Annotated in this window: 18 protein-coding genes; 11 read left to right on the plus strand and 7 right to left on the minus strand. The window is 39.5% G+C overall.

From position 1 onward, the window contains the following. The first annotated feature begins 11 nt into the window (after positions 1 to 11). From VB713_RS16410 to VB713_RS16425, 4 genes are read left to right on the plus strand one after another with little or no spacing between them, the layout of a single operon-like run. Entirely contained in the window at positions 12 to 791 is a 780-nt protein-coding gene (locus VB713_RS16410; RefSeq protein WP_323312581.1) for an energy-coupling factor ABC transporter permease, read from the plus strand. Further along, complete coding sequence (locus tag VB713_RS16415; protein WP_323312582.1) at positions 778 to 1,080, plus strand: energy-coupling factor ABC transporter substrate-binding protein; 303 nt, start codon at positions 778 to 780, stop codon at positions 1,078 to 1,080. Before VB713_RS16410 ends, VB713_RS16415 begins: the two co-directional genes overlap by 14 nt. Further along, entirely contained in the window at positions 1,077 to 1,889 is an 813-nt protein-coding gene (cbiQ, locus tag VB713_RS16420) for a cobalt ECF transporter T component CbiQ (RefSeq protein ID WP_323312583.1), read from the plus strand. Before VB713_RS16415 ends, cbiQ begins: the two co-directional genes overlap by 4 nt. After that, positions 1,864 to 2,697, plus strand: a complete 834-nt coding sequence (locus tag VB713_RS16425; protein WP_323312584.1) for an ABC transporter ATP-binding protein — start codon at positions 1,864 to 1,866, stop codon at positions 2,695 to 2,697. Before cbiQ ends, VB713_RS16425 begins: the two co-directional genes overlap by 26 nt. A gap of 144 nt (positions 2,698 to 2,841) precedes the next feature. Here VB713_RS16425 and petA read toward each other — a convergent pair whose 3' ends face one another. Together petA and petC are read right to left on the minus strand one after the other, a co-directional pair. Beyond that, a complete protein-coding gene (gene petA / locus VB713_RS16430) occupies positions 2,842 to 3,843 on the minus strand; it encodes a cytochrome f (protein WP_323312585.1) in 1,002 nt (333 codons plus the stop codon). Positions 3,844 to 3,992: 149 nt separating this feature from the next. Further along, positions 3,993 to 4,532 (minus strand): cytochrome b6-f complex iron-sulfur subunit, encoded by a 540-nt coding sequence (petC, locus tag VB713_RS16435; protein ID WP_323312586.1) that lies wholly within the window; start codon positions 4,530 to 4,532, stop codon positions 3,993 to 3,995. Between the two features lie 317 nt (positions 4,533 to 4,849). On the opposite strand from petC, the gene VB713_RS16440 reads away from it, so the two are divergent. After that, positions 4,850 to 5,158 (plus strand): DUF3067 family protein, encoded by a 309-nt coding sequence (locus VB713_RS16440; protein ID WP_323312624.1) that lies wholly within the window; start codon positions 4,850 to 4,852, stop codon positions 5,156 to 5,158. Positions 5,159 to 5,197: 39 nt separating this feature from the next. Here VB713_RS16440 and VB713_RS16445 read toward each other — a convergent pair whose 3' ends face one another. The 3 genes from VB713_RS16445 to tatC form a co-directional block, all read right to left on the minus strand. Then, positions 5,198 to 5,542, minus strand: coding sequence for a DUF5615 family PIN-like protein (locus tag VB713_RS16445; protein ID WP_323312587.1), 345 nt, complete (start codon positions 5,540 to 5,542; stop codon positions 5,198 to 5,200). After that, entirely contained in the window at positions 5,539 to 5,832 is a 294-nt protein-coding gene (locus VB713_RS16450; protein ID WP_323312588.1) for a DUF433 domain-containing protein, read from the minus strand. The genes VB713_RS16445 and VB713_RS16450 overlap by 4 nt, the downstream gene beginning before the upstream one ends. A 73-nt stretch (positions 5,833 to 5,905) precedes the next feature. Then, positions 5,906 to 6,700, minus strand: a complete 795-nt coding sequence (tatC, locus tag VB713_RS16455; RefSeq protein ID WP_323312625.1) for a twin-arginine translocase subunit TatC — start codon at positions 6,698 to 6,700, stop codon at positions 5,906 to 5,908. Positions 6,701 to 6,979: 279 nt separating this feature from the next. Here tatC and VB713_RS16460 point away from each other — a divergent pair, with 279 nt between their 5' ends. The 3 genes from VB713_RS16460 (at position 6,980) to VB713_RS16470 (ending at position 13,927) form a co-directional block, all read left to right on the plus strand. Further along, positions 6,980 to 7,210: a hypothetical protein gene (locus VB713_RS16460; protein ID WP_323312589.1), complete on the plus strand. Its 231-nt coding sequence runs from the start codon at positions 6,980 to 6,982 to the stop codon at positions 7,208 to 7,210. Positions 7,211 to 7,460: 250 nt separating this feature from the next. After that, on the plus strand, positions 7,461 to 8,795 hold the full coding sequence (locus tag VB713_RS16465) for a P-loop NTPase fold protein (RefSeq protein ID WP_323312590.1): 1,335 nt from the start codon (positions 7,461 to 7,463) through the stop codon (positions 8,793 to 8,795). Beyond that, positions 8,771 to 13,927 (plus strand): eIF2A-related protein, encoded by a 5,157-nt coding sequence (locus VB713_RS16470; protein ID WP_323312591.1) that lies wholly within the window; start codon positions 8,771 to 8,773, stop codon positions 13,925 to 13,927. The genes VB713_RS16465 and VB713_RS16470 overlap by 25 nt, the downstream gene beginning before the upstream one ends. 15 nt (positions 13,928 to 13,942) lie before the next feature. Here VB713_RS16470 and VB713_RS16475 read toward each other — a convergent pair whose 3' ends face one another. Continuing rightward, the gene (locus VB713_RS16475; protein WP_323312592.1) at positions 13,943 to 15,241 is read right to left on the minus strand and encodes a hypothetical protein; all 1,299 of its coding nucleotides are present in this window, start codon (positions 15,239 to 15,241) and stop codon (positions 13,943 to 13,945) included. Between the two features lie 1,041 nt (positions 15,242 to 16,282). On the opposite strand from VB713_RS16475, the gene fmt reads away from it, so the two are divergent. After that, the gene (fmt, locus tag VB713_RS16480) at positions 16,283 to 17,284 is read left to right on the plus strand and encodes a methionyl-tRNA formyltransferase (protein ID WP_323312593.1); all 1,002 of its coding nucleotides are present in this window, start codon (positions 16,283 to 16,285) and stop codon (positions 17,282 to 17,284) included. A 215-nt stretch (positions 17,285 to 17,499) separates the two neighbouring features. Here the strand turns inward: fmt and VB713_RS16485 are convergent, their stop codons facing one another. Next, a complete protein-coding gene (locus VB713_RS16485) occupies positions 17,500 to 17,862 on the minus strand; it encodes a DUF6464 family protein (RefSeq protein WP_323312594.1) in 363 nt (120 codons plus the stop codon). Between the two features lie 218 nt (positions 17,863 to 18,080). Here VB713_RS16485 and VB713_RS16490 point away from each other — a divergent pair, with 218 nt between their 5' ends. Further along, the gene (locus VB713_RS16490; RefSeq protein ID WP_323312595.1) at positions 18,081 to 19,157 is read left to right on the plus strand and encodes a vWA domain-containing protein; all 1,077 of its coding nucleotides are present in this window, start codon (positions 18,081 to 18,083) and stop codon (positions 19,155 to 19,157) included. 369 nt (positions 19,158 to 19,526) lie between these two features. Then, the gene (gene ligA / locus VB713_RS16495; RefSeq protein ID WP_323312596.1) at positions 19,527 to 21,572 is read left to right on the plus strand and encodes an NAD-dependent DNA ligase LigA; all 2,046 of its coding nucleotides are present in this window, start codon (positions 19,527 to 19,529) and stop codon (positions 21,570 to 21,572) included. Positions 21,573 to 21,654: the final 82 nt, after the last annotated feature.

Genomic DNA, 21,654 nt, shown 5'->3' on the forward strand with positions numbered 1-21,654 from the left:
AGGTACAGATTATGAACAGAAAAAAACAGGCGTTAGTCAGTCTAACCCTGATGACATTTATCAGTTTTTATCTAGTAGTTGGTTTACCCAAACCCGCCTACGCCATGCACATTATGGAAGGTTTTTTACCAGTGCAGTGGGCAATTTTTTGGTGGATTGTGGCATTACCATTTTTTATATTAGGATTGCGTAGTCTGACTCGCATTACCCAAGCTAACCCACAACTAAAACTATTACTAGGCTTGGCTGGTGCTTTCACTTTCGTCTTGTCAGCGTTAAAAATCCCTTCCGTGACAGGTAGCTGTTCTCATCCTACGGGGACAGGATTAGGTGCGGTGCTGTTTGGCCCCCTGACAATGTCAGTTTTGGGTAGCTTGGTACTGTTATTTCAGGCGTTGTTACTGGCGCATGGTGGTTTAACAACGCTGGGTGCAAATGCTTTTTCCATGGCGATCGCTGGGCCATTTGCAGCTTACTGGATCTATAATTTGACAATAAAGTTGGGTGCTAAACAAAAAATCGCCATATTTCTAGCAGCTGCGATCGCAGATTTACTCACCTATATTATCACTTCTATCCAACTCGCTCTAGCTTTCCCTGCACCTGTGGGTGGGTTTATCGCCTCTTTTACTAAGTTCGCCGGAATTTTTGCTATAACTCAAGTTCCCTTAGCAATTAGTGAAGGATTGCTAACTGTATTGGTGTGGAACTGGCTGCAATCTTATAATCCCCAAGAATTAGAATTGCTGAAATTAATCAAACGGGAACCCCAAGCAAATGAATCAGTCTAAAAAAGGGTTGAGTAACTGGCTGTTGGTGGTAGCTGTATTCGCCTTAGCAGTTGCACCGTTAATATTTGTGCGTGATGGAGAATTTACTGGTTCCGATAACCAAGCCGAAAAAGCAATTACTGAAATCCAACCTGGATATAAACCCTGGTTTAAATCATTTTTTGAACCAGCTAGTGGGGAAATAGAAAGTTTATTATTTGCATCGCAAGCAGCTTTAGGTGCAGGAGTGCTTGGTTACGCAATTGGGTTGTATAAAGGACGTTCCCAACAACAAAAACCTGAAGAATGAGCTTGCAAATAGACACTTTAGCTTATACTAATCAACTGCGAAGATTGCCACCAGAACATAAACTAATTTTTGCATTTACTACTCTTGCGATTTCCCTTTTTACCCATCCGCTAGTGCAAATTTTAATAGTGCTTTGGATGGGTGTTTGGACTGTTATTTATGCAAGAATTCCGGCTGGTGTTTATTTTCGCTTGTTAATGTTCACCATAGTGTTTTGTTTGACAAGTTTACCAGCCTTGATGGTGAATGGAATTGCAATTAATGATTTGCCAAGGGTACAATTAGATGCGTGGTATGGACTAACTTTCGGACATTTCTATATTTATATCAGTCATAGTGGCAGTATCCAAGCATTGGAGATTTTAACCAGGGCGTTAGCCTCTGTTTCTTGCTTATATTTTCTCATGTTAACTATCCCTTTCACGGAAATTTTACAAACTCTACGTTACTTAGGATTTCCAGTAATTTTAACCGATTTATTATTATTAATGTATCGGTTTATTTTCATCTTGCTGAACACAGCCGATGAATTGTTGACAGCACAAAATTCCCGTGGTGGCTATCGCACTTGGCGTATTGGCATAAAAAGTTTAGCATTATTAATTGGGCAATTATTACAACGAAGTTTACAACGATATAGTCAGTTCTCTCTGGGATTGGAAGCACGGGGTTTTGTTGGTGAATTTCGAGTTTGGCATCCCCGGCGCTATCGTCCACAAGTGCGATATATCATCGAAGCAATTTGCGGCTGTGTAGGATTAATAGGATTAGAGTTTTGGCGAAATGCAGGAATATTTACTCGAATTTGAGCAGGTATATTACACCTATACCGGCACACAACAATCAGCTTTAAATGGTCTAACACTAAAGATTCCATCAGGCAAAAAGTGTGCATTAATTGGCCAGAATGGTTGTGGTAAAACGACACTATTTCTATTAGCTAATGGTCTATATAAACCTGATTCTGGTATTGTCCGTTGGCGTGGTAAACCGTTAAATTATAACCGAAATTATCTCAGTAACTTAAGGCAGAAGGTTGGACTAGTATTTCAAGATCCAGAACAACAGTTAGTAGCTTCTACTGTGGAAGAGGATATATCTTATGGTTTATGTAATTTAGGTTTACCAGAACCAGAAATTAAAGACCGAGTAGAACAAGCATTAGTTGAATTTGAACTAACTCCTTTAGCAGAAAAACCGGTGCATCATCTGAGTTTAGGACAAAAAAAGAGAGTTTCTATAGCTGATGTGATGGTACTTCAACCGGAACTATTGGTGTTGGATGAACCTACTGCCTATTTAGATATCAAACATACTCGTAACTTGATAGCAACTTTGAAAAAAATTCATCAAAATGGAACGACTTTAGTAATGGCAACCCACGATTTAGATCTAGTTTATCGTTGGGCAGATTGGGTTTTTGTCATGGATAAAGGACGGTTGATGCTAGAAGGTAAACCACAAGATGTATTTAGCCAGCGCACACTTTTAGAAGAGTTAGAGTTAGGTGTACCATTGATATATGAGATGTTATTTGATGGGCTATCTTTTGAAGAAGGAGTAGTTATAGAAAGAGTGCGACAGAGAATATTAGATATATTTCGTAATTTTTCCTGATAGCGTGACGTAAGCAATAAAAGTTATCTGTAAGGGCTAGGAGTCAGGAGTCAGGAGGAAGAAGGAAGAAGGAAGAAGGAAGAAGAAAGAAATAAAAAAGACAGGCAAGATGCCTGTCTAAAAATGAATTATTTAGCAGAGAATTTAGAAATTCATCTCAGCAGCTTGAACTTTTTCAATCTGCTTTTTCTTCAGTACCAGCATAACTTGTGCCAACATCACTAAACAGATGAAAGCAACCATCCATGCGACTCTGGAACTATCTTGTAAGACAATTTCTGCATCAAGTTGACCGAAACCACCAACGTTGGGATTATTGGTCAAAGCATCACCAGATGCAACTGTTTGTCCTTCAGAAACAATTAGATCTGGTCCTGCGGGAACAGTGTCATTAACAACTTCACCAGCTTCAGTTGTGATGCTGATTACATACTGAACATTACCGTCTTCGTCTTCTTCTTTGGCAATCTTGCTAATTGTGCCAGCAGCAGAAGCGTTGTAAATGTTGTTATTGCTCTTTTCACCTGTGGGATATACTTGTCCGCGTCCCCGGTTTCCGCCTACATGAACGGAATATTTGCCAAAGTGGATATTTTTGTCGTTAGCGGGGTTAGGTGACAGAATAGGGAAGACGATTTCTTGATATTGTTCGCCTGGTAAGGGGCCAACAATGACAATATTTTCTTTATCTTCACCGTAAGGTTGGAAGTAAACATCGCCTACTTCTTCCTTCATTTCTTCAGGAATGCGGTCTTCTGGCGCAATTTTGAAGCCGTCGGGCAACATTAATACAGCACCGACGTTTAAACCGACTTTAGAACCGTCAGCGCCTACTTGCTGTTCGCTGGTATCATAGGGAATTTTGACGATCGCTTTAAATACGGTGTCAGGTAGTACAGATTGGGGTACTTCTACTTCTGTGGGTTTGGCTGCTAGGTGACAGTTAGCGCAAACAATCCGTCCTGTTGGTTCGCGGGGAGTTTCAGGATAGGCTGCTTGCGCCCAAAATGGATAAGCCGCAGCGGTTTGGGGTTGGGCTATATCGCTGGTGAAGAAAAAGGTCACGGTGGCGATCGCTATCAGCAATGCGTTTAGCATCACTTTAGCAGTACGAGTTAACCTCGCAGGTGTACTGGCGTTTCTCATCTCTATAAAGTCATTACATTAGTCAGTGGTCATTGGTCATTGGTCGTTGGTCGTTGGTCATTGGTCAAGAATTGATTCAAAACTCTAGACTTTTGATTTCAGACTAATAACTCAGCACTCAGCACTCAGCACTCAATACTCGGTACTGTTTAAGCCCACCAAGCTGCTTCACCGTCACGGAAGTCGGTTTCTGTCCAAGGTGTTAAAACGATTTTGTCGTCACTAACTGCGGCATGAGCTAGGGCTAAAGATTTGGGTGCAGGCCCCCGAACAACTTTACCAGTAGCATCGTACTGGGAACCGTGACAAGGACATTTAAACTTGTTTTCAGCTACGTTCCAGGGGACAACACAACCTAAGTGGGTACAGATGGCGTTAATCCCATAGTCAGCGATCGCTTCTTTGCTTTCGACCACAATATAAGTAGGATCGCCTTTTAGTCCTTGAACCAAAGTGCGATCGCCCACATTATGGCTTTCTAGAAATTGACCAACACTAACATCGTTACCTAGTTCGTTTTTGGCAACTGTACCACCACCACCACCACCGCTTGCGGGGGGGATAAAGTAGTTCACAACAGGATACAATGCACCTAGCGCCACTCCGGTCACAGTCCCAAAAGTGAGCAGGTTCATGAACTGACGACGACCCATATCAGGCACGTCTGCTGATTCAGAAAATTGAGCCATAATCTACGCGCTCTTTGTGTAATTTATTAAGCATTTTGACAAGAGTACCAGCACTTGAGCAACCCTTGTCTGAGTCGAAATGCTAACGCCTTCAGCGACACCATACTTCTTTGTTGCAAGACATATCTAGCATCTTTTCTGTTAGCATTACATTTCTTTATATCCTTATCATACTGGAGTTACGGAACTTAACATCATAACTAAATGTAAAATCTAATGGAGAAAACTTCTGATCCCATCAAGGATAGGCTGCGATGTTTCAAATCGAGGAAATACCCTCAGCCGAACTATTCCCAATCCCAAATCCAAATATAGATATGACAGGACAGGAATTACGTCAACTTTTGATTGATAAGTGGGGATTCTCCTACGATGTCCAGTTCCGCAGGACAAAGGGGAAGGTATTTCTGCAAGTGATGTGGAAATATCTTGAGCAAGCTTCATTCCCCTTAAGCGAAGCTGAGTACCAAGAGCATATTGATGATATTGCTAATTATCTCAATGCCTTGGGGGGAACAATACAAGTGCAAATTTTTATTACACAGACCAAAGAGCGTCCCCGACTGGGTAAAGCAGTGAGTATTCCTCTTGATTTAGGCGATCGCGCTTCTGAATGGATTTTATGAATTTTTACTAAAAATCAACTAAAATAACCATTGCTTAAGTTAAACGTACAGTAATTGATTGCTAATTTCATCTGCTGTCAGAGTATCAAGGAGAATTGCAACTCGTTCGGCAATTTGATATGGATTTCTGCGTTTAGCAATCAGAATTCCTGCATGGGGTTGATTATTAGTTAAAAATTGAGTATGTAATTGCTCAAAATCAAGTCGGTTATGCGTTAACATACAACGTTCAAAAGATGCTGCAAAAACCAGTTGCTCTGGATCAGTTTTACCTAACATTCCTTTTTCTCTTGCCGTTGTGACATCTAAACCTTTCGCTAATATTAAGCTGGCAACTAGAATGTCTACATCTTCATCAATATAAACCTTAGCAAAAATGGTCATCTTTGATTGAGCCTGTTTTTAATCGCTGGATGGACTAATTCATCAGGTATGTGATTGCGCTCAATATATTCATTGATTTCTTCTTGATTATCTAAATAAAAACTAAGAGCATCAAAAACTTGAGCTAAAGTTAAATGAGGTAAGTGTAGAGGAATTTCTTCCGGTCTAAGTCCTAAACGCCAATTTTCGACAATCGCCCTCACAGGTGTTCTCGTTCCATCAATAATCGGTTCACCGGATAAAATTTGAGGTTGTCGAGTGACATAGCGAGAGTTTGTCTTAGTTATCATACTGATTGAGTTTTTTGCCGTATTTATTTTACAGTAACACTGTATTGATTAGACGCGATCGCTCTTGCGTTCATTATTTTCCTGTAAGTTTAACTAACCCAACACCACCAAAATAAAGACCTAAAACTGCTCCTGCTAAAAGACTTTGAGTCAGCGGATCAGTAGAAGGTGTGAGAACTGCTCCTAAAACTACTGCTCCCATAATTACAAAACGCCAACCAGCTACCATTTTTTCAGAAGAAACAATCCCCAAATTACCTAACAACAATTGAATAATAGGTATTTGAAATGCTAACCCAGTACTGAACAAAAGCAACAGTACAAATTCAAAATATTTTTCAATCGACCACAATTGTTCTACAACATCTGCACCGTAACTGATAAAAAATTGCAACGCAGCGGGAATAAGTAATAAATAAGCGAATACTAACCCACCTACAAATAACACACTAGATCCTAAAACCACAGGCCCCAACAAACGGCGTTCACGGCGTGTTAGTCCGGGAAGCACAAACTGCATAATTTGGTAAAGAATAAAGGGACTAGCCAGCACTAAGCCACTGTAACCCGCCACTTTGATAGACACAAAGAAATATTCACCCGGTGCTAGTTGGAGAAATTTAATCCCATGAGCAGGGACTTCTAGCAACTGAACTAGGGGTTTAACGGCGACAAAACAACCGATAACAGCCACTACAACAACAATTAAAGAATAGAAAATCCGTTGCCGCAATTCCTCAAGATGGTCAAAAAAGGACATTTCGACCTCATCTGGTAACTCATCAAGGGGATTATCTTCAGAGTTTTCGTATCCTTCCATGTCCATGTCAGGGGAATTGAGAGTATCTACATCTGATAAAGGTGTCATAAGTCCATTAATAGCGAACATTCCTTCACTATTTTATCTGCCAGAGCGACCAGCAATGGAGTTTTTAGGGTTTAGGGAATTTTTCCGGTTGTTTGGCATTGCATCTGCATAAGTAAGTAAGAAGACATTTGTGGGGAATGTCTACTACACACAATTACGGAACCGTTAATTTGTCAATTACGTCTGGAGTAACCACTACTGCTGTGCTGTGGTGTTAACTCTAGTGGGTCAAAATAATGTTTCCGATAACCCAATCATCACTAGGAAAAGAGGTTTGGGATGAATAGGAAAATTTATATGCGATTGATGTTATTACCAGTATGTTTGTCCAATTCTATTTCAGGTCTGGCTAGTAGTAATTTTTCACTCTTTCAGTATATATCACCGATGACAATTGCTCAAAATACAATAGTTGCTGATGCTAATTTTCAGCCAGAATTTAACAAAAATATCCAGGCTAGAGATGATCAAACAGAAGATTGTTTAAGATCAGGTATTTGTAAGGATTAATGGTTGTTTAAGGCAAGAATTTAGGAGTCAGGAGTCAGGAGTCAGGAGTCAGGAGTCAGGAAGCAGAGGAGAGTTATCTTAATCTCTTCCAATGACCCATTACCCATTACCCACACAATTACTTTTTTAAAATTTAATTGTGTTGTTGTGTTACATAAAATTATTTGTCGTCCTATAAAATAATGAGACTAGACGAAAAAGATATAGTTTATTTTTATTCTCCCCGTTCTTGAGTGAAGTAGATTAAATTATGCTCCTAGATTTAGAAAGATTTTATCAGGCTTGTAATCCGAGCAGACCATTAATGATTGAAAATGCTGCGGATCGCCTGTACTATATTGATTTTGCCTCAGTACGGGGAGGTAAAATTATTGAAGCTTTGCTGCGAACTATTAGTAAAATTTCTCCGAATACCCCCACCTGTCAGCTATTTACCGGACACTTGGGTTGTGGGAAATCTACGGAGTTGTTACGGTTAAAAGCAGAATTAGAGGAGCAGCAGTTTCATGTGGTATATTTTGAATCCACTCGTGTGCTAGAAATGGCGGATGTGGATGTGACTGATATTCTTTTAGCTGTTTCTGGTCAAGTGAGTGAAAGTCTAGAAGCGATGAAAATCAGCATCAAACCTCGCTACTTTGCCAAATTGTTTACTGAGGTGGTGGATTTTTTGCAAACACCTATAGATTTGGGGGTAGAAGCCGAATTATCGGTAGGAATTGCCAAAATTACTGCTAAAACCAAAGAAAGTCCACAGTTACGAAGACGGTTAAGAGACTACTTAGAACCACGCACTGAAAATATTTTACTCTCAATTAATCAAGAATTGCTAGAACGTGCCAATACTGAACTGAAAGCCAAGGGTAAAAAAGGATTGGTAGTAATTGTTGATAATTTAGATCGAGTATCATCATTCCGACCCATACCATCTGGGAAATCTCTTCCAGAATACTTGTTTATTGAACGGGGTGAGCAGTTACGTAAACTCAATTGTCATCTTGTTTACACTATCCCTTTATCTTTAACTTTCTCCAACGATAGCGCTGAACTACAACATCGTTTAGGTGGTGGCGTTGCACCAAAAGTCTTACCGATGATACCTGTGTTACTACGTTCTGGAGAAATTTACACAGAAGGATTAGAATTAATGCAGCAAATGGTATTAGCTAGAGCCTTTCCTGACATTTCACCGAGCGATCGCTTAAACTTAATTACAGAACTGTTTGATCACCAGGAAACTTTAGACCGTTTGTGTCTAATCAGTGGTGGCCATGTCCGCGATTTATTAGGACTACTCTTTGACTGTCTGCGAGAACAAGACCCCCCATTTGACCGAGAATGTTTGGAATTAGTCATCCAAAGACAGAGAGATTATCGAGCTAATGCTATAGATCCCCATGAGTGGGAACTGATTTTTCAGGTGATGCGCGAGCAAAGAGTAAGAGGTGATGCAGAATACCATGTATTATTACGCAGTTTATTTGTCTTTGAATATCGCGATCGTCAAGGAGCTTGGTTTGGTGTTAACCCAGTCTTAGCAGAAACTCCAAAATTCAAATCATGGTTGAAAGAAACACACCAATAGATATCAACAGTGCTAATGATCGTTCCTTACGCAGTTTAGCCAGGGCAATTTCACTTTCTCAAGGTCAATTTTCTGTTGTCTTGGTGTGTTGTAATTATGGAATTTTACGCGATTTAATACTAGAAAGACTCTCAGAAATAAAGAGTAATTCTAATAAAATCCAAAAGGTAGTATTAACCCAAAATTCTCTGAGTCTATATTCAACTATTCATTTACAGCAACAAATTAATCAACCTACCGCATTAATAGTTTTAGGTTTAGAGTCAGTAGAAGGACTCAATGAATTGCTAATTTCTATTAATCAAATCCGTGATGAATTTCGCAAACGCCACCCGTTCCCAATGGTAATATGGGTGAATGATGAAGTATTACGAAAAGTCGTAAAATTAGCACCCGACTTTGCTAGTTGGGCAGCAACACCAATTAGATTTGAAATGACTTCTAAGGCGTTGCTAGAATTTTTGCAACAAGAAACAAACTCTTTATTTGCTAAAGCTTTACATGGAGATAAAACGCAGAATCAACAAATCACAAGATATGATACCACCATTGAACAAATATGGATGCGTAGTTATGAACTGCAAATTGCGATTAGAGATTTAGAAAACCGTGGTATTGGCTTAGAAGCCCAGTTAAATGCTAGTTTACAATTTGTTTTTGGTTTAGATGATTATGTCAGTGACCGCATAAATTCAGCTTTGAACCATTTTCGACAAAGCTTACTATTTTGGTATCAGAATCAGGACCCAAGAGAAAAAGAAGAAATCACCAAAGAATGGGAAAAAGGTAGAATTATTGAATGGGATAATCTTTCTCAATCACCCCAACTCCCTAATTTTCCATCTCCTCATCTTCTCAAACAAGGTGTTTTATTACTTTATATCGGCCTATGTCATTGTCGCCTGAGTGAACAAAATCAAACAGCAAGTCAAAGTCACTTACAAGCAGCAGAAAATTATTTTCAGCAATGTTTACACACTTTTGAAGTAGCTGGACGGACAGATTTAGTTGCTGAATTTATTGGACACCTGGCTGATGTTTTGCAAAGTTTAGAAGCATGGTCAGAATTACAAATTGTTGCTGAAAAATCTTTAGAGTTACACCAAAATTATGGCAGTCAAATTCAACTAGCCGGCGACTATGGTATTTTAGCCCAGGTAGCTGTACAACAGTCACGCTGGATGCAAGCGAGTACTTTAGCACACATAGCATTACTGAAATTAGGGGAAGCGCAAAAACACTGCAACCTCCAACCCTGTTTATTTCCTTTACTGTTAGCGCAAATTGATTATTTAACCTTAGCCAAAGCACAACAACAACTAGGTGAGCAAAAAGTCGCCCAGGAATACTTAGATAAGGCAACCACAGAACTACCAGCGTCTTTAGAAAGTAGTGAACATCAATATGATGCCCATCGTTATATTCGCTTATTGCGGACATTGCGATCGCTCTATTTTGAAGCTGGTTGCTATCTTCAAGCCTATCTAATCAGACAAAAACGCCGTTCCGTTGAACAACAGTATGGTTTTCGCGCCTTTATCGGTGCTGGACGTTTACAACCCCAAAGGAAAGTTACCAACCCCGCTTTGATGTCTGCGTCGGGAAATAGCAGCGTGGCTTTAGAAATAGCTGCTTCCGGTCGGGAAGGTGATATTAATAACTTAATTGGCAGACTTAGCCGTGCTGACTACAAGCTGATCGTAATTCATGGCCCGTCTGGTGTGGGTAAGAGTTCTACCGTCACCGCTGGTTTAATTCCCGCACTCCAAAATCGTGCCATAGGTGATCAAAATGCCATTCCTGTTGTCCTCCAAGTTTATACCGATTGGGTGCGAGAATTAGGCAAATCTTTAACAGCAGCCATGCTGCAACATCAAGAAGCAAACATTGCACCAGGAATCGCCCCTGATTTAGCCCCCCTCAATAGCATTGATGGTATATTACAACAATTACGAGAAAATGCCGATCATCATCTCATTACAGTTTTAATTTTCGACCAATTTGAAGAATTTTTCTTTGGTCATACTGACCGCTATCAAAAACAAGACTTTGATAGATTTATAAGTGACTGTTTAAATATATCTTTCGTCAAAGTGATTTTATCTTTACGGGAAGATTATTTACACCGATTACTAGATTTTAAACATTTAGTTTCCCTAGAAGCAATTAATCATAATATTCTCGATAAAAATATTCGCTATCAATTAAACAACTTTTCTCCTGAATATGCTAAAGTAATTATTCACAAATTAACCGAACGCTCCCAAGTACATTTAGAACCGGCTTTAATTGATGCTGTAGTCCAGGATTTATCAGCAGAATTGGGAGAAGTCCGCCCCATTGAATTGCAAGTAGTTGGCGCACAACTTCAAGATGAACGCATTACCAGTCTTGCTCAATATCAGCCTTATAGACCAAATAAACTCATTGAAAGATATATCAAAGAATTAATTAAAGACTGTGGCGCAGAAAATGAACGGGCGGCTTTAATAGTTTTATACTTATTAACAGATGAAAGTAACCAAAGACCTTTTAAAACCCAAGCAGAATTATCAACCGAATTGGCAGAATTAGAAGACTCTAGCCAACTAGAATTAATCCTATCTATTTTAGTTAGTTCTGGGTTAGTCGTATTATTTGCAGATATTCCCGAACGCTATCAACTTATTCATGATTATTTAGTAGATTTAATTCGCTACCTGCAACAACAGGAATCAAGCTTACAAGCACAACTCAATCAATTACGTTATAAAGTCGAAAATAGTCAACAAGAAATTGAACGTCTTAAAAGTGAACTGAGACAAAAAAAACAGCAAGCAACATTAGTCGATACCCAACGTCAACAGGGAGTAGATTTATTAACAGAACTCCGAGAACTACGCAAGCGAGAAGAACTAAGTCAATTAGAAATTGAACATCTGCGTGGAGAACTCAAAGAAAAAGCATTAATTGCACAACTAGCAGAAAGTCAAGAAAAACAACGACAAAGTGAAGCGCGATTAAATCGGACATTAAAAATTGCCCTGACGGCTTCCGTTGGCGCTATATTTGGCTTAACTATTTCTGTAATTACTGCCATAGATAGTGAAATTAAAACTCTCAGTACTTCTAGTGAAGCTTTGTTCGCTTCCCAAAAAGGTCTTGATGCACTCAAAGACAGTTTAAAAGCGGGGAAAAAATTGCAACAGACAATCTGGGTAAGTGCTTCTACTAGAGAACAAGTACTAACAGCTTTATACCAAGCAGTTTATGGAGTCAAAGAACGTAACCGCTTAGAAGGTCATTTATCTGGAGTTAATAACGCCACATTTAGCCCAGATAACTCTTTAATTGCTTCAGCTAGTGCAGATTACACAATTAACCTCTGGCTTCCTAATGGTAGCTTTGTCAGAACTTTATCGGGACATGAAGATGTAGTCAATAGTGTTAATTTTAGTCCTGATAGTCAAACTATTATTTCTGCTAGTCAAGACAAAACAGTAAAATTGTGGAACCAAAAAGGTCAACTATTGAAGACTTTAATTGGTCATAAATCTGTAGTCAATAGTGCTAATTTTAGCCCCAATGGTCAAATAATTGCTTCGGCAAGTACGGATAAAACCGTTAAATTATGGAGTGCGGAGGGTAAATTTCTGAAAACTTTGACAGGTCATAATGGTGCGGTTTTGGCTGTAGTTTGGTCACCGGATGGTCAAATAATCGCTTCAGCAAGTGCTGATAAAACTATTAAATTATGGAATGCGGAGGGTAAATTCCTCAAAACTTTGATAGGTCATGAAGATGCGGTTAAAAGTCTAGCTTGGTCATCTGATGGTCAAACCCTTGCTTCTGGTAGTTTAGATTTAGACAAAACTATTAAATTGTGGAGTCGGGAAGGAAAGTTATTGAAAACGCTTTCTGGTCATACTTCTGGCGTTACCAGTGTTAGTTTTAGCCGTGATGGTCAGACGATCGCGTCTGCTAGTACCGACGAAACGGTTAAACTCTGGAGTTTGGATGGCTTATTGCTGGGAACTCTCAGAGGACATAATAATTGGGTGAATAGCGTCAATTTTAGCCCTGATGGTAGTACTTTAATTTCTGCGGGTAGGGATAAAACGATTAAGCTATGGCGTTGGGATGAGGTGCTGTTGCGAAATGGCAAAACTGACATTGATTGGGTGACTAGTATTAGTTTCAGTCCTGATGGTCGCATTTTGGCGGCGGCTAATCGAGATAAAACAGTTAAACTTTGGAGTCAGAATCGTCAATTACTCAGAACATTAACAGGACATCAGGGTTCTGTTTGGGGTGTAGCTTGGTCGCCGGATGGTCAGAATATTGCTTCTGCTAGTAAGGATACTACAGTCAAGCTTTGGAGTCGGGAAGGGCTGCTAATTAATACTTTGCAGGGTCATAAAGATACTGTTTTAGCTGTAGCTTGGTCGCCGAATGGTCAAAATATTGCCTCTGCTAGTAAGGATGCTACAGTCAAGCTTTGGAGTCGGGATGGTAAATTGATCACAACCTTGTTGGGTCATGGAAGTGCGGTCAATTGGGTCAGTTTCAGCCCTGATGGGAAGTTGTTAGCGTCAGCGAGTGATGATAATTTAGTCAAGATTTGGAGCAATGATGGTAAATTTCTATACGATTTAACTGGCCACACCCGGCGGGTAAATGGTGTGGCTTGGTCGCCGGATGGTCAGACTATTGCTTCAGTAAGTATTGATAGTACGGTAAGACTGTGGAATCGGGATGGTAGTTTACTCAGGGTATTACCAGGTAATGGTGATAGTTTGATCAGTGTCAGTTTTAGTCCTGACGGTAAAACGTTGGCTGTTAACAGTGATGATAAGATCAGGCTTTGGAACCGAAACGGAACACTGCTGATAGCTTTAAAGGGTGAGAAGCAAGAGTTAACTAGTCTGAGTTTTAGTCCAGATGGTAAGACTCTGGCTGCGGGTAGCGGTAATGGAATTGTGATTTTACGCAGCTTATCAGATGTGAAGTTAGATGTTTTATTAAAACGTGGCTGTGGATTAATACAAGATTATTTGCATAATAATCCTAAAGTTATGGGGAGCGATCGCATTCGCGGAGTATCTACCACAGCAGAAACCCTCAGTGGGAATCGCTTTTTGTGCGATCGCTAAGAATGTGAAAACCTATTATCTTGAGGCTACTTGGGGTTCTGCCCAAACTTGTCTATCACCTACACCAAAAGTCACAGGCTGATCCCCATCTGTGGAGACGTTTGTACTTTTACCATCACTAGCAACTTGCACCAAAGGCCAATTTTCTTCCCCTATTTCACCTGCACGGAACAGTGCATGATCCGGTTGTTGTTTACTCCAACCTAACAAGATTGCTATTTTTTCATGCTCATTTGTCTCCTGGGGAGGAGCAACTGTTTTGGTATGATTTTGTTGCTGATCCCAAATTACTGCATGATCTGTAACATCTGCTGTATTGAATATGCCTATAAACTTGCGGGCTAAAAAGCGATCGCCTTTTTGTGACCAGCTAACTGGAACTAACACCCCCATTTTCCCTGCTGTATCAGTTGCTTCTGTATCAACAGTCCGTTGTAATAGCGGGTCGCTAGTCCCAGATGTTTTAGCTATCACCTTTAATTTCTTAGTTTGTCTATCTTCTATAAACAACAAACTAGTGACTCGGCTATTGTACATTTCCGGTTTCACTTCTAGCTGTACCCGGCTATAAACAGCATATCTACCATCTGGAGAAACCACCGGTATGCTGCGATAGTGCCGTACTCCAGAATTTCCTTTGCCACCAATAGCTTCCTGAGTCATCATGATCCATTTCCAGGGGATAGGATGAGGACTGCCCATCGGATCATCTGGTAATCCATCAGACTGATGTGGGGGACTATCTATGGGTATTTCCCGCATTGATGAGTCTCTAACACCTGGTGAACTGTTAACCGTTGCTAATTGTTCTGTTGCCGATCTCTTGCTGATCTCAGGATTAACTTCACCTTCCAACGCCGCTATTTTAGCTTCTTTTAATTTTTGTACTAAATCAGTTTGACTAACAGGTATCTTTTCTACAGGTATCTGTTTACTTGCTGTCACAGGAACACTTGTATCACCCCTAGACTGATAATTCTCTTTTTTTACCCCCGAATCCATTTTATCTGCCAGTAATACTTGCCTCTCTCCACTAATAGGCGTATTTAATGGCACAACAGTCCCCAATTGTCCATTCAATGAGTTTAACTGACCTATTTTTAAATTAGATTCCCCTGAAATAGCACTTTTTGGCGATTTTGAATCATATTTCTCAACTTCTACACCAATTTTGGCTACCTTTAATTGTGATTGTTTTGCCAAGGTAGAGTGAATAGATACACCTAAGAGGGGAGTAATTACTATAACAACAACAACGTATCTAATAAATGGTTGTACGCGGAACCATCCTGACAGCAAAAGGGATTTCAACATGAGTGGACTCTCTAAGGGGGGGTGGCTATTTCGAGGAGCAATGTCTATACAGGAAGGGCAAAAGCTATGATTAATTATGTATAACAACAAAGTAGAAGCTCTAACGAGATAATCTCGTCAAATTTTGCATCACTTTACAAAAGTTTTAGTATCATTGTCCACATCTTTACAATCTTTAAATTCTGTAATATTTCCGGGCAGTCAGACCAGTAACAATGAATTACCGTGTTGATAGATACAATGAGTTTTGCGTAAACTATATACCCAAGTCATACCCTTACTTAAGGAAGACTACTATATAGTTCAGTAGTCCTGAGTAACCCCATAGATAAACCTAGTGGATTAAAAAGGACGCTGGATCAGCTTTTAAACTTTTTTCACTGGATAGTTATTTTCGCCAACCTGTACTAGTGACTAAAATTAAGGTAAGCTTTTACGAACAGTTGTAGCAAGAGCTAGTCCATGCCATCTAAAAAACTACCTACTTAGAAACTTTTGTAACAGTACTAATCCTGTTAAAAGTAAAGCTAATGCGTATGAAAGCAATTGAGTAATCAAAAAATCTTCTACTTTCCGGCAAGAATTACCAAAATCCTCATCTTTATCTGTCCAACTCTATAAACCTGTTCGCAAATCAATAATATATCTATTGCGATCGCTTTGCGTGTGAGTACCATCACACAAATAGAAAGAAGCTGATTTTAGTAAACTACCAAATTACTACCCTACCAAATAAGTGGGTTTAGTAGATGCTTAACTGTCTAGCTACAAGACATAACCAAATATTTATGCCTGCATAACAGCAAATACAATCATTGATCATCGCTGCCGTGCTTGCCAAGACATTTTCATTCATTAAGGAAGTTTTCTTTGCACCAATAACTAACACTTTACCACTAAATCACTAAACTTGAATGCCCTCCTAGCAAAATTGCTTTGCGTCTTTTCCATCATTATCGTAATTTAGTGAGTTGTGGGCAGTCAGTTGTCAGTGATTCATGACGCACCTAATATTGACTAATAACTAATAGCTAATAAATAATGAAAATCGTATTTTTTGGTACTCCCGAATTTGCTGTCCCCACGCTAGAGAAACTACTAGCTCACCCAGATGTGCAAATTTTAGCAGTTGTCACCCAACCTGATAAACGTCGAGAAAGGGGGAATAAACTCACACCCTCACCAGTCAAATCACTTGCTATTGCCCACAACCTCCCCGTGTGGCAACCTGAGAGAATTAAAAAAGATATTGAAACTTTAACCCAACTAAAACAATTAGACGCAGATGTGTTTGTCGTGATTGCTTATGGGCAAATTTTGTCTAAGAAAATCTTAAATATGCCAAAATTGGGTTGCATTAATGTGCATGGTTCAATTTTACCCCAATATCGTGGTGCGGCTCCCATTCAGTGGTGTCTATGTAACGGTGAGCAAGAAACTGGGATTACAACTATGTTAATGGATATAGGCATGGATACGGGTGATATGCTGCTAAAAGCTACTGCACCTGTTGAATTACTAGATAATGCCCAAAATTTAGCTGATAAGTTAGCGATAATGGGTGCAGATTTATTAATAGAAACCCTATTCAAGCTGGAACATCAAGAAATTGAACCAATTCCCCAAGATAATTCTGCGGCTACTTATGCATCTTTGATTCAAAAACAAGATTATAATTTGGACTGGTCAAAGACAGCTATTCAATTGCACAACCAAATTAGAGGTTTTTACCCCAACTGTCTGACGACTTTTCGCAATCAACCACTGAAAATAACTGCGGTTGTTCCTCTAAATTCTGCTTATATTCACGAGTTACCAGAGCCATTAAAAGAAAAAATACACAAAATATCTGATTTGTCAACTATTTCAGGGCAACCAGGAGAAGTCGTCAGTATCATCAAAGGCTTAGGAGCAATTGTACAAACTGGGGAAGGTTTGTTGCTGTTGAGAGAAGTTCAGCTAACCGGTAAACGTCCCCAATCAGGATGGGACTTTGTCAATGGTACCCGTTTAACTTTGGGAGAAGTGATAGGTAATTCGTAATTAACCTCTTCATCTCCCCAGTATCCAGTCACCTATCACCTATACTGCAAACGAGTCAAACTTGGACTTATGTCATACTGACCGTAACGTAGTGCAGGGAAGTATCTCGGAGATTCTAGAGCCTACGGCACGCTACGCGTTAGCAAAGCTCCACGACGTGGCACACTTCGTACCCTACGGGAAGCAAGCTACAGAATGACACTTTTCAACCGTTTTTAGTATATCACCTGATTTTCATAGAAACGGCAGGATTTACAAGGGCCTTCTGGGTTGACTGCACAACGAAGGATTTCTGAACGAGCATTGTAGTTGCAGGTAGCATCCCCAATTACCCAACGTCCCCCAACCAAGGTTTTTTCATCTGGTCGTTTTGCAGACTGCACATAAATAGCCACATTATGCAAGCGGTAGCGTCCTAATTTTAATTGATATCTATGACGACGCTCTAAAACTGCATAGGTTTTACCTTCAAGATCAAGATAATTACCCGGTTGGGGTGTCCAATCAAGTTTTAATATACCGAGAGACTGACGTGGGTTTGTCAAAATCACCTCAGTTGGTAACGAATCTGGTTCCATAATAAGTTTATGTTATGAGATTTACATTATAAAGATAGTACCGCAACAACCAAAAATATATTTATGGGTACGAGTCGATAGAACTTTACCGTATTTTTACATAGTTATTTATTTTCAAATGCCCTAAATATTACAATATTTTAAAGTAATGTTTTTCACATTGAATAAGTATTTAAAATAAAGATACATTCTAGATAAGTGAGATTTAGGTTATAGCTATGACAAACAACAATATAGAAGTTGTTTTTAGCTTTGATACGACAGGTAGTATGTATCCTTGTCTAACTCAGGTACGAAGAAAAATTAAAAATACCGTCACTAGACTGATGGATGAATTACCTCTAATTAAGATTGGCATTATCGCTCACGGGGATTATTGTGACGCAGGTTCAACCTATGTGACTAAAACCTTTAACCTTTCTGGTGATGTCGATAAAATTTGTGATTTTGTCCAAAATGTAGAACCAACTGGTGGGGGAGATGCACCGGAATGTTATGAGTTAGTATTACATGAATCCCAATCTCTATCTTGGTCAAAATCAGCATCTAAATCTCTAGTTTTGATTGGTGATGATATTCCCCATGCACCAGCACACAATCCCCAAAAGTTAAATTGGCGTAAAGAGGTAGATAAGTTAGCAGAGTTGGGAATTTCAGTTTATGGAGTGCAAGCACTTAATCGCCATCATGCTACACCTTTTTATCAAGAATTAGCTGAAAAGTCTGGTGGTTTTCATATTAATTTAGACCAATTTTCTTATATTACTGACTTGTTTTTAGCAGTTTGCTATCAGCAGTCATCCGATGAACAGTTACAAGCTTATGAACAAGAAGTAATTAACCAAGGAAGGATGAATCGTGGGTTAAATAAAATATTTGACACCATGATGAAACGAGAAGGAACATCTTATTATGAATCAACTGATTTAAGAGCGGTTGTTCCTGGAAGATTCCAAGTTTTAGAGGTTGATTTAGATATTTCTATTAAGGCGTTTGTGCTAGAAAATGGGTTAACATTTAAAGTAGGGCGTGGCTTCTATGAATTCACGAAAACAGAAACTATCCAAGCGACTAAAGAAATTATCTTGATGGATAGGACTACAGGTGATTTATTTCAAGGTAGTGCTGCACGAGAAATGTTAGGTTTACCAATGGATACGACAATTAGGATTAAACCGAGTAATCTCGAAAAGTATGTGGTGTTTGTTCAAAGTACTTCTGCTAATCGTAAGTTGATTGGTAAAACCAGATTTTTATATGAAGTTGAAGACTGGGATCATAAATCAACAGATTAAACCTCGTCTAACTTGAGATTTGCGATTGCTTCCTTACGTCGCAATGACACAAACCAATCATTCAAAACTCCAGATTTCAAAATGGATGAGGTTTAAATATTCGCGTAGCGTGCCGTAGACATACCGAAAATATGCGCCAAAGAACGCGAAAGAAGAAAATAGCTAATTCTACACTGGGAAGGGAGTAACATAATTTAGCTAGGTGTGTCAGATGTATAAAGTCTGTTAATTTGTGCCAAATTTTTGAGTCTGACGCACCCTACAAGATGAGAGATTTAAAGGCATACTCAATATGTGCTAGATTCTATCAGTGCGTGATTCCTATAGTCTTTGAAATTCTATTTTCTAAAGTATTATCTTATAAATTTTATGATGCCAAGTGAATCTGAGATCAAGCGCATAGAAGAAATTCGGCGGTTATTACAACAAGCTAGTTATGCTTACTATGTCCTAGATGCACCAATCATGGAGGATACTGTTTATGATCGGTTTTATCGGGAATTACAAGAATTAGAAACTCAGTATCCAGAATTAATCACTCCTGATAGTCCGACTCAACGGGTGGGTGAGCGACCTGCAACTCATTTTACTTCAGTCCGGCATAATATCCCTTTATATAGTTTAGAAAATGCTTTTAATGTGGAGGAGTTACAAAGCTGGGAACAGCGTTGGCGAAGACACTTACCCCCTCAGTATTCTCCGGGGGATATAGAATATGTGGCGGAATTGAAAATTGATGGTGCTGCTTTGGCGTTAACTTATGAAAATGGTGTTTTAACTAGGGGTGTGAGTAGGGGTGATGGGGTGATGGGTGAAGATATTACCCAAAATGTGCGGACTATTCGCTCGATTCCTCTACGTTTGAATTTTGACGGCTTAGAAAATATTGACAAGGTGGAAGTGCGGGGTGAGGTGTTTTTACCTATAGATGTATTTAAACAAATTAATGAGAAAAGACAAAAAGCCGGTGAACAGGTATTTGCTAATCCTCGCAATGCTGCTGCTGGTACACTTAGACAGTTAGATCCCCGGATTGTGGCACAGCGACAGTTAGATTTCTTTGCTTATACGCTACACATTACGGGGCTGGATGACTCTAGTATTGCTAATACCCAATGGGAAGCTTTGGAGTTGTTGCAAAAAATGGGGTTTCGGGTTGATTCCCACCATAAGCTGTGCAATTCCTTAGGGGAAGTTGCTGAATATTATGAATATTGGGATACAGAACGGCTGAATTCAGCTTATATGACTGATGGGGTGGTGGTAAAGCTGAATTCTTTTAGATTGCAAGAACAGTTGGGTTTCACGCAGAAATGCCCCCGTTGGGCGATCGCACTTAAGTATGCAGCAGAGGAAGCTCCAACCCGTGTGGAAAGGATTACAGTGAATGTAGGCAGAACCGGCGCATTGACTCCTTTAGCGGAAATGTTGCCTGTACAATTAGCAGGGACTACTGTTTCTAGGGCTACTCTACATAATAGCGATCGCATTGCCCAATTAGATATCCGCATTGGAGATACTGTCATTGTCCGCAAAGCTGGGGAAATTATCCCGGAAGTGGTGCGGGTAATAAAAGAATTGCGTCCCGCTGATACTCAACCTTTTATTATGCCTAGCGAGTGTCCCGTCTGTAGTCAACCAGTGGTGCGAGAATCAGGGGAAGCGGTGACAAGATGTGTAAATGCTTCCTGTCCCGCAATTCTCAAAGGTGAAATTGAACATTGGGTAAGTCGTGATGCTTTGGATATTAAAGGTGTCGGTGAAAAGTTAGTGCATCAACTGGTAGATAAAGAGTTGGTGCATTCCGTTGCTGATTTATATGACTTGACACCGGAAAAACTATGTGCATTGGAACGAATGGGGCAGAAGTCCGCAGAAAAATTAGTGAATGCGATCGCACAATCAAAAAATAAACCTTGGTCAAGGGTATTATATGGTTTAGGCATTCGTCACGTTGGTAGTGTCAACGCCCAATTATTAACAGAGAAATTTACCAGTGTTGAACAGTTAGCAGCAGCACGACAATCAGATATTGAAGGTGTTTATGGTATCGGTGCAGAAATAGCACAATCCGTTTATCAATGGTTTCAAAGTGATGCTAATCAAAGTTTAATTTCCCGTCTGCAAGCAATCGGGTTGCAATTCGTTTCCACCGAAGAACCGAAACCAGCAGGTGAGATGAATGAAAAGTTTGCTGGTAAAATCTTTGTGGTTACAGGCACTTTACCAACCTTAAAGCGCGATGAAGCAAAAGCACTAATTCAAAAAGCTGGCGGTAAAGTCACAGATTCAGTCAGTAAAAAAACAGACTTTTTAGTTGTGGGTGAAGATGCAGGTTCTAAGTTAGACAAAGCCCAAACCCTAGGAATTACTCAGTTAAGTGAAGCACAACTACTAGAAATGTTGGAAGTTTAAACGATTAGCTTGACAAAGATATCTAAACTATGAGATATTCGTGCAATTACTTAATTTAAGGGTATAAAATTTTAGAGATTTT

The sequence above is a fragment of the Anabaena cylindrica UHCC 0172 genome (assembly GCF_034931625.1).
GTDB classification, from domain to species: Bacteria; Cyanobacteriota; Cyanobacteriia; order Cyanobacteriales; family Nostocaceae; genus Anabaena; species Anabaena cylindrica_A.

Coding starts and splice junctions, on each gene's coding strand:
- VB713_RS16415 (WP_323312582.1), top strand. CDS start 778: ATGAATCAGTCTAAAAAAGGGTTGAGTAACTGGCTGTTGGTGGTAGCT.
- VB713_RS16465 (WP_323312590.1), top strand. CDS start 7,461: ATGCTCCTAGATTTAGAAAGATTTTATCAGGCTTGTAATCCGAGCAGA.
- VB713_RS16440 (WP_323312624.1), top strand. CDS start 4,850: ATGACAGGACAGGAATTACGTCAACTTTTGATTGATAAGTGGGGATTC.
- VB713_RS16410 (WP_323312581.1), top strand. CDS start 12: ATGAACAGAAAAAAACAGGCGTTAGTCAGTCTAACCCTGATGACATTT.
- petA (WP_323312585.1), bottom strand. CDS start 3,843: ATGAGAAACGCCAGTACACCTGCGAGGTTAACTCGTACTGCTAAAGTG.
- VB713_RS16490 (WP_323312595.1), top strand. CDS start 18,081: ATGACAAACAACAATATAGAAGTTGTTTTTAGCTTTGATACGACAGGT.
- VB713_RS16460 (WP_323312589.1), top strand. CDS start 6,980: ATGAATAGGAAAATTTATATGCGATTGATGTTATTACCAGTATGTTTG.
- VB713_RS16475 (WP_323312592.1), bottom strand. CDS start 15,241: ATGTTGAAATCCCTTTTGCTGTCAGGATGGTTCCGCGTACAACCATTT.
- VB713_RS16450 (WP_323312588.1), bottom strand. CDS start 5,832: ATGATAACTAAGACAAACTCTCGCTATGTCACTCGACAACCTCAAATT.
- cbiQ (WP_323312583.1), top strand. CDS start 1,077: ATGAGCTTGCAAATAGACACTTTAGCTTATACTAATCAACTGCGAAGA.
- fmt (WP_323312593.1), top strand. CDS start 16,283: ATGAAAATCGTATTTTTTGGTACTCCCGAATTTGCTGTCCCCACGCTA.
- tatC (WP_323312625.1), bottom strand. CDS start 6,700: ATGACACCTTTATCAGATGTAGATACTCTCAATTCCCCTGACATGGAC.
- VB713_RS16445 (WP_323312587.1), bottom strand. CDS start 5,542: ATGACCATTTTTGCTAAGGTTTATATTGATGAAGATGTAGACATTCTA.
- petC (WP_323312586.1), bottom strand. CDS start 4,532: ATGGCTCAATTTTCTGAATCAGCAGACGTGCCTGATATGGGTCGTCGT.
- VB713_RS16425 (WP_323312584.1), top strand. CDS start 1,864: ATGCAGGAATATTTACTCGAATTTGAGCAGGTATATTACACCTATACC.
- VB713_RS16485 (WP_323312594.1), bottom strand. CDS start 17,862: ATGGAACCAGATTCGTTACCAACTGAGGTGATTTTGACAAACCCACGT.
- VB713_RS16470 (WP_323312591.1), top strand. CDS start 8,771: ATGGTTGAAAGAAACACACCAATAGATATCAACAGTGCTAATGATCGT.
- ligA (WP_323312596.1), top strand. CDS start 19,527: ATGATGCCAAGTGAATCTGAGATCAAGCGCATAGAAGAAATTCGGCGG.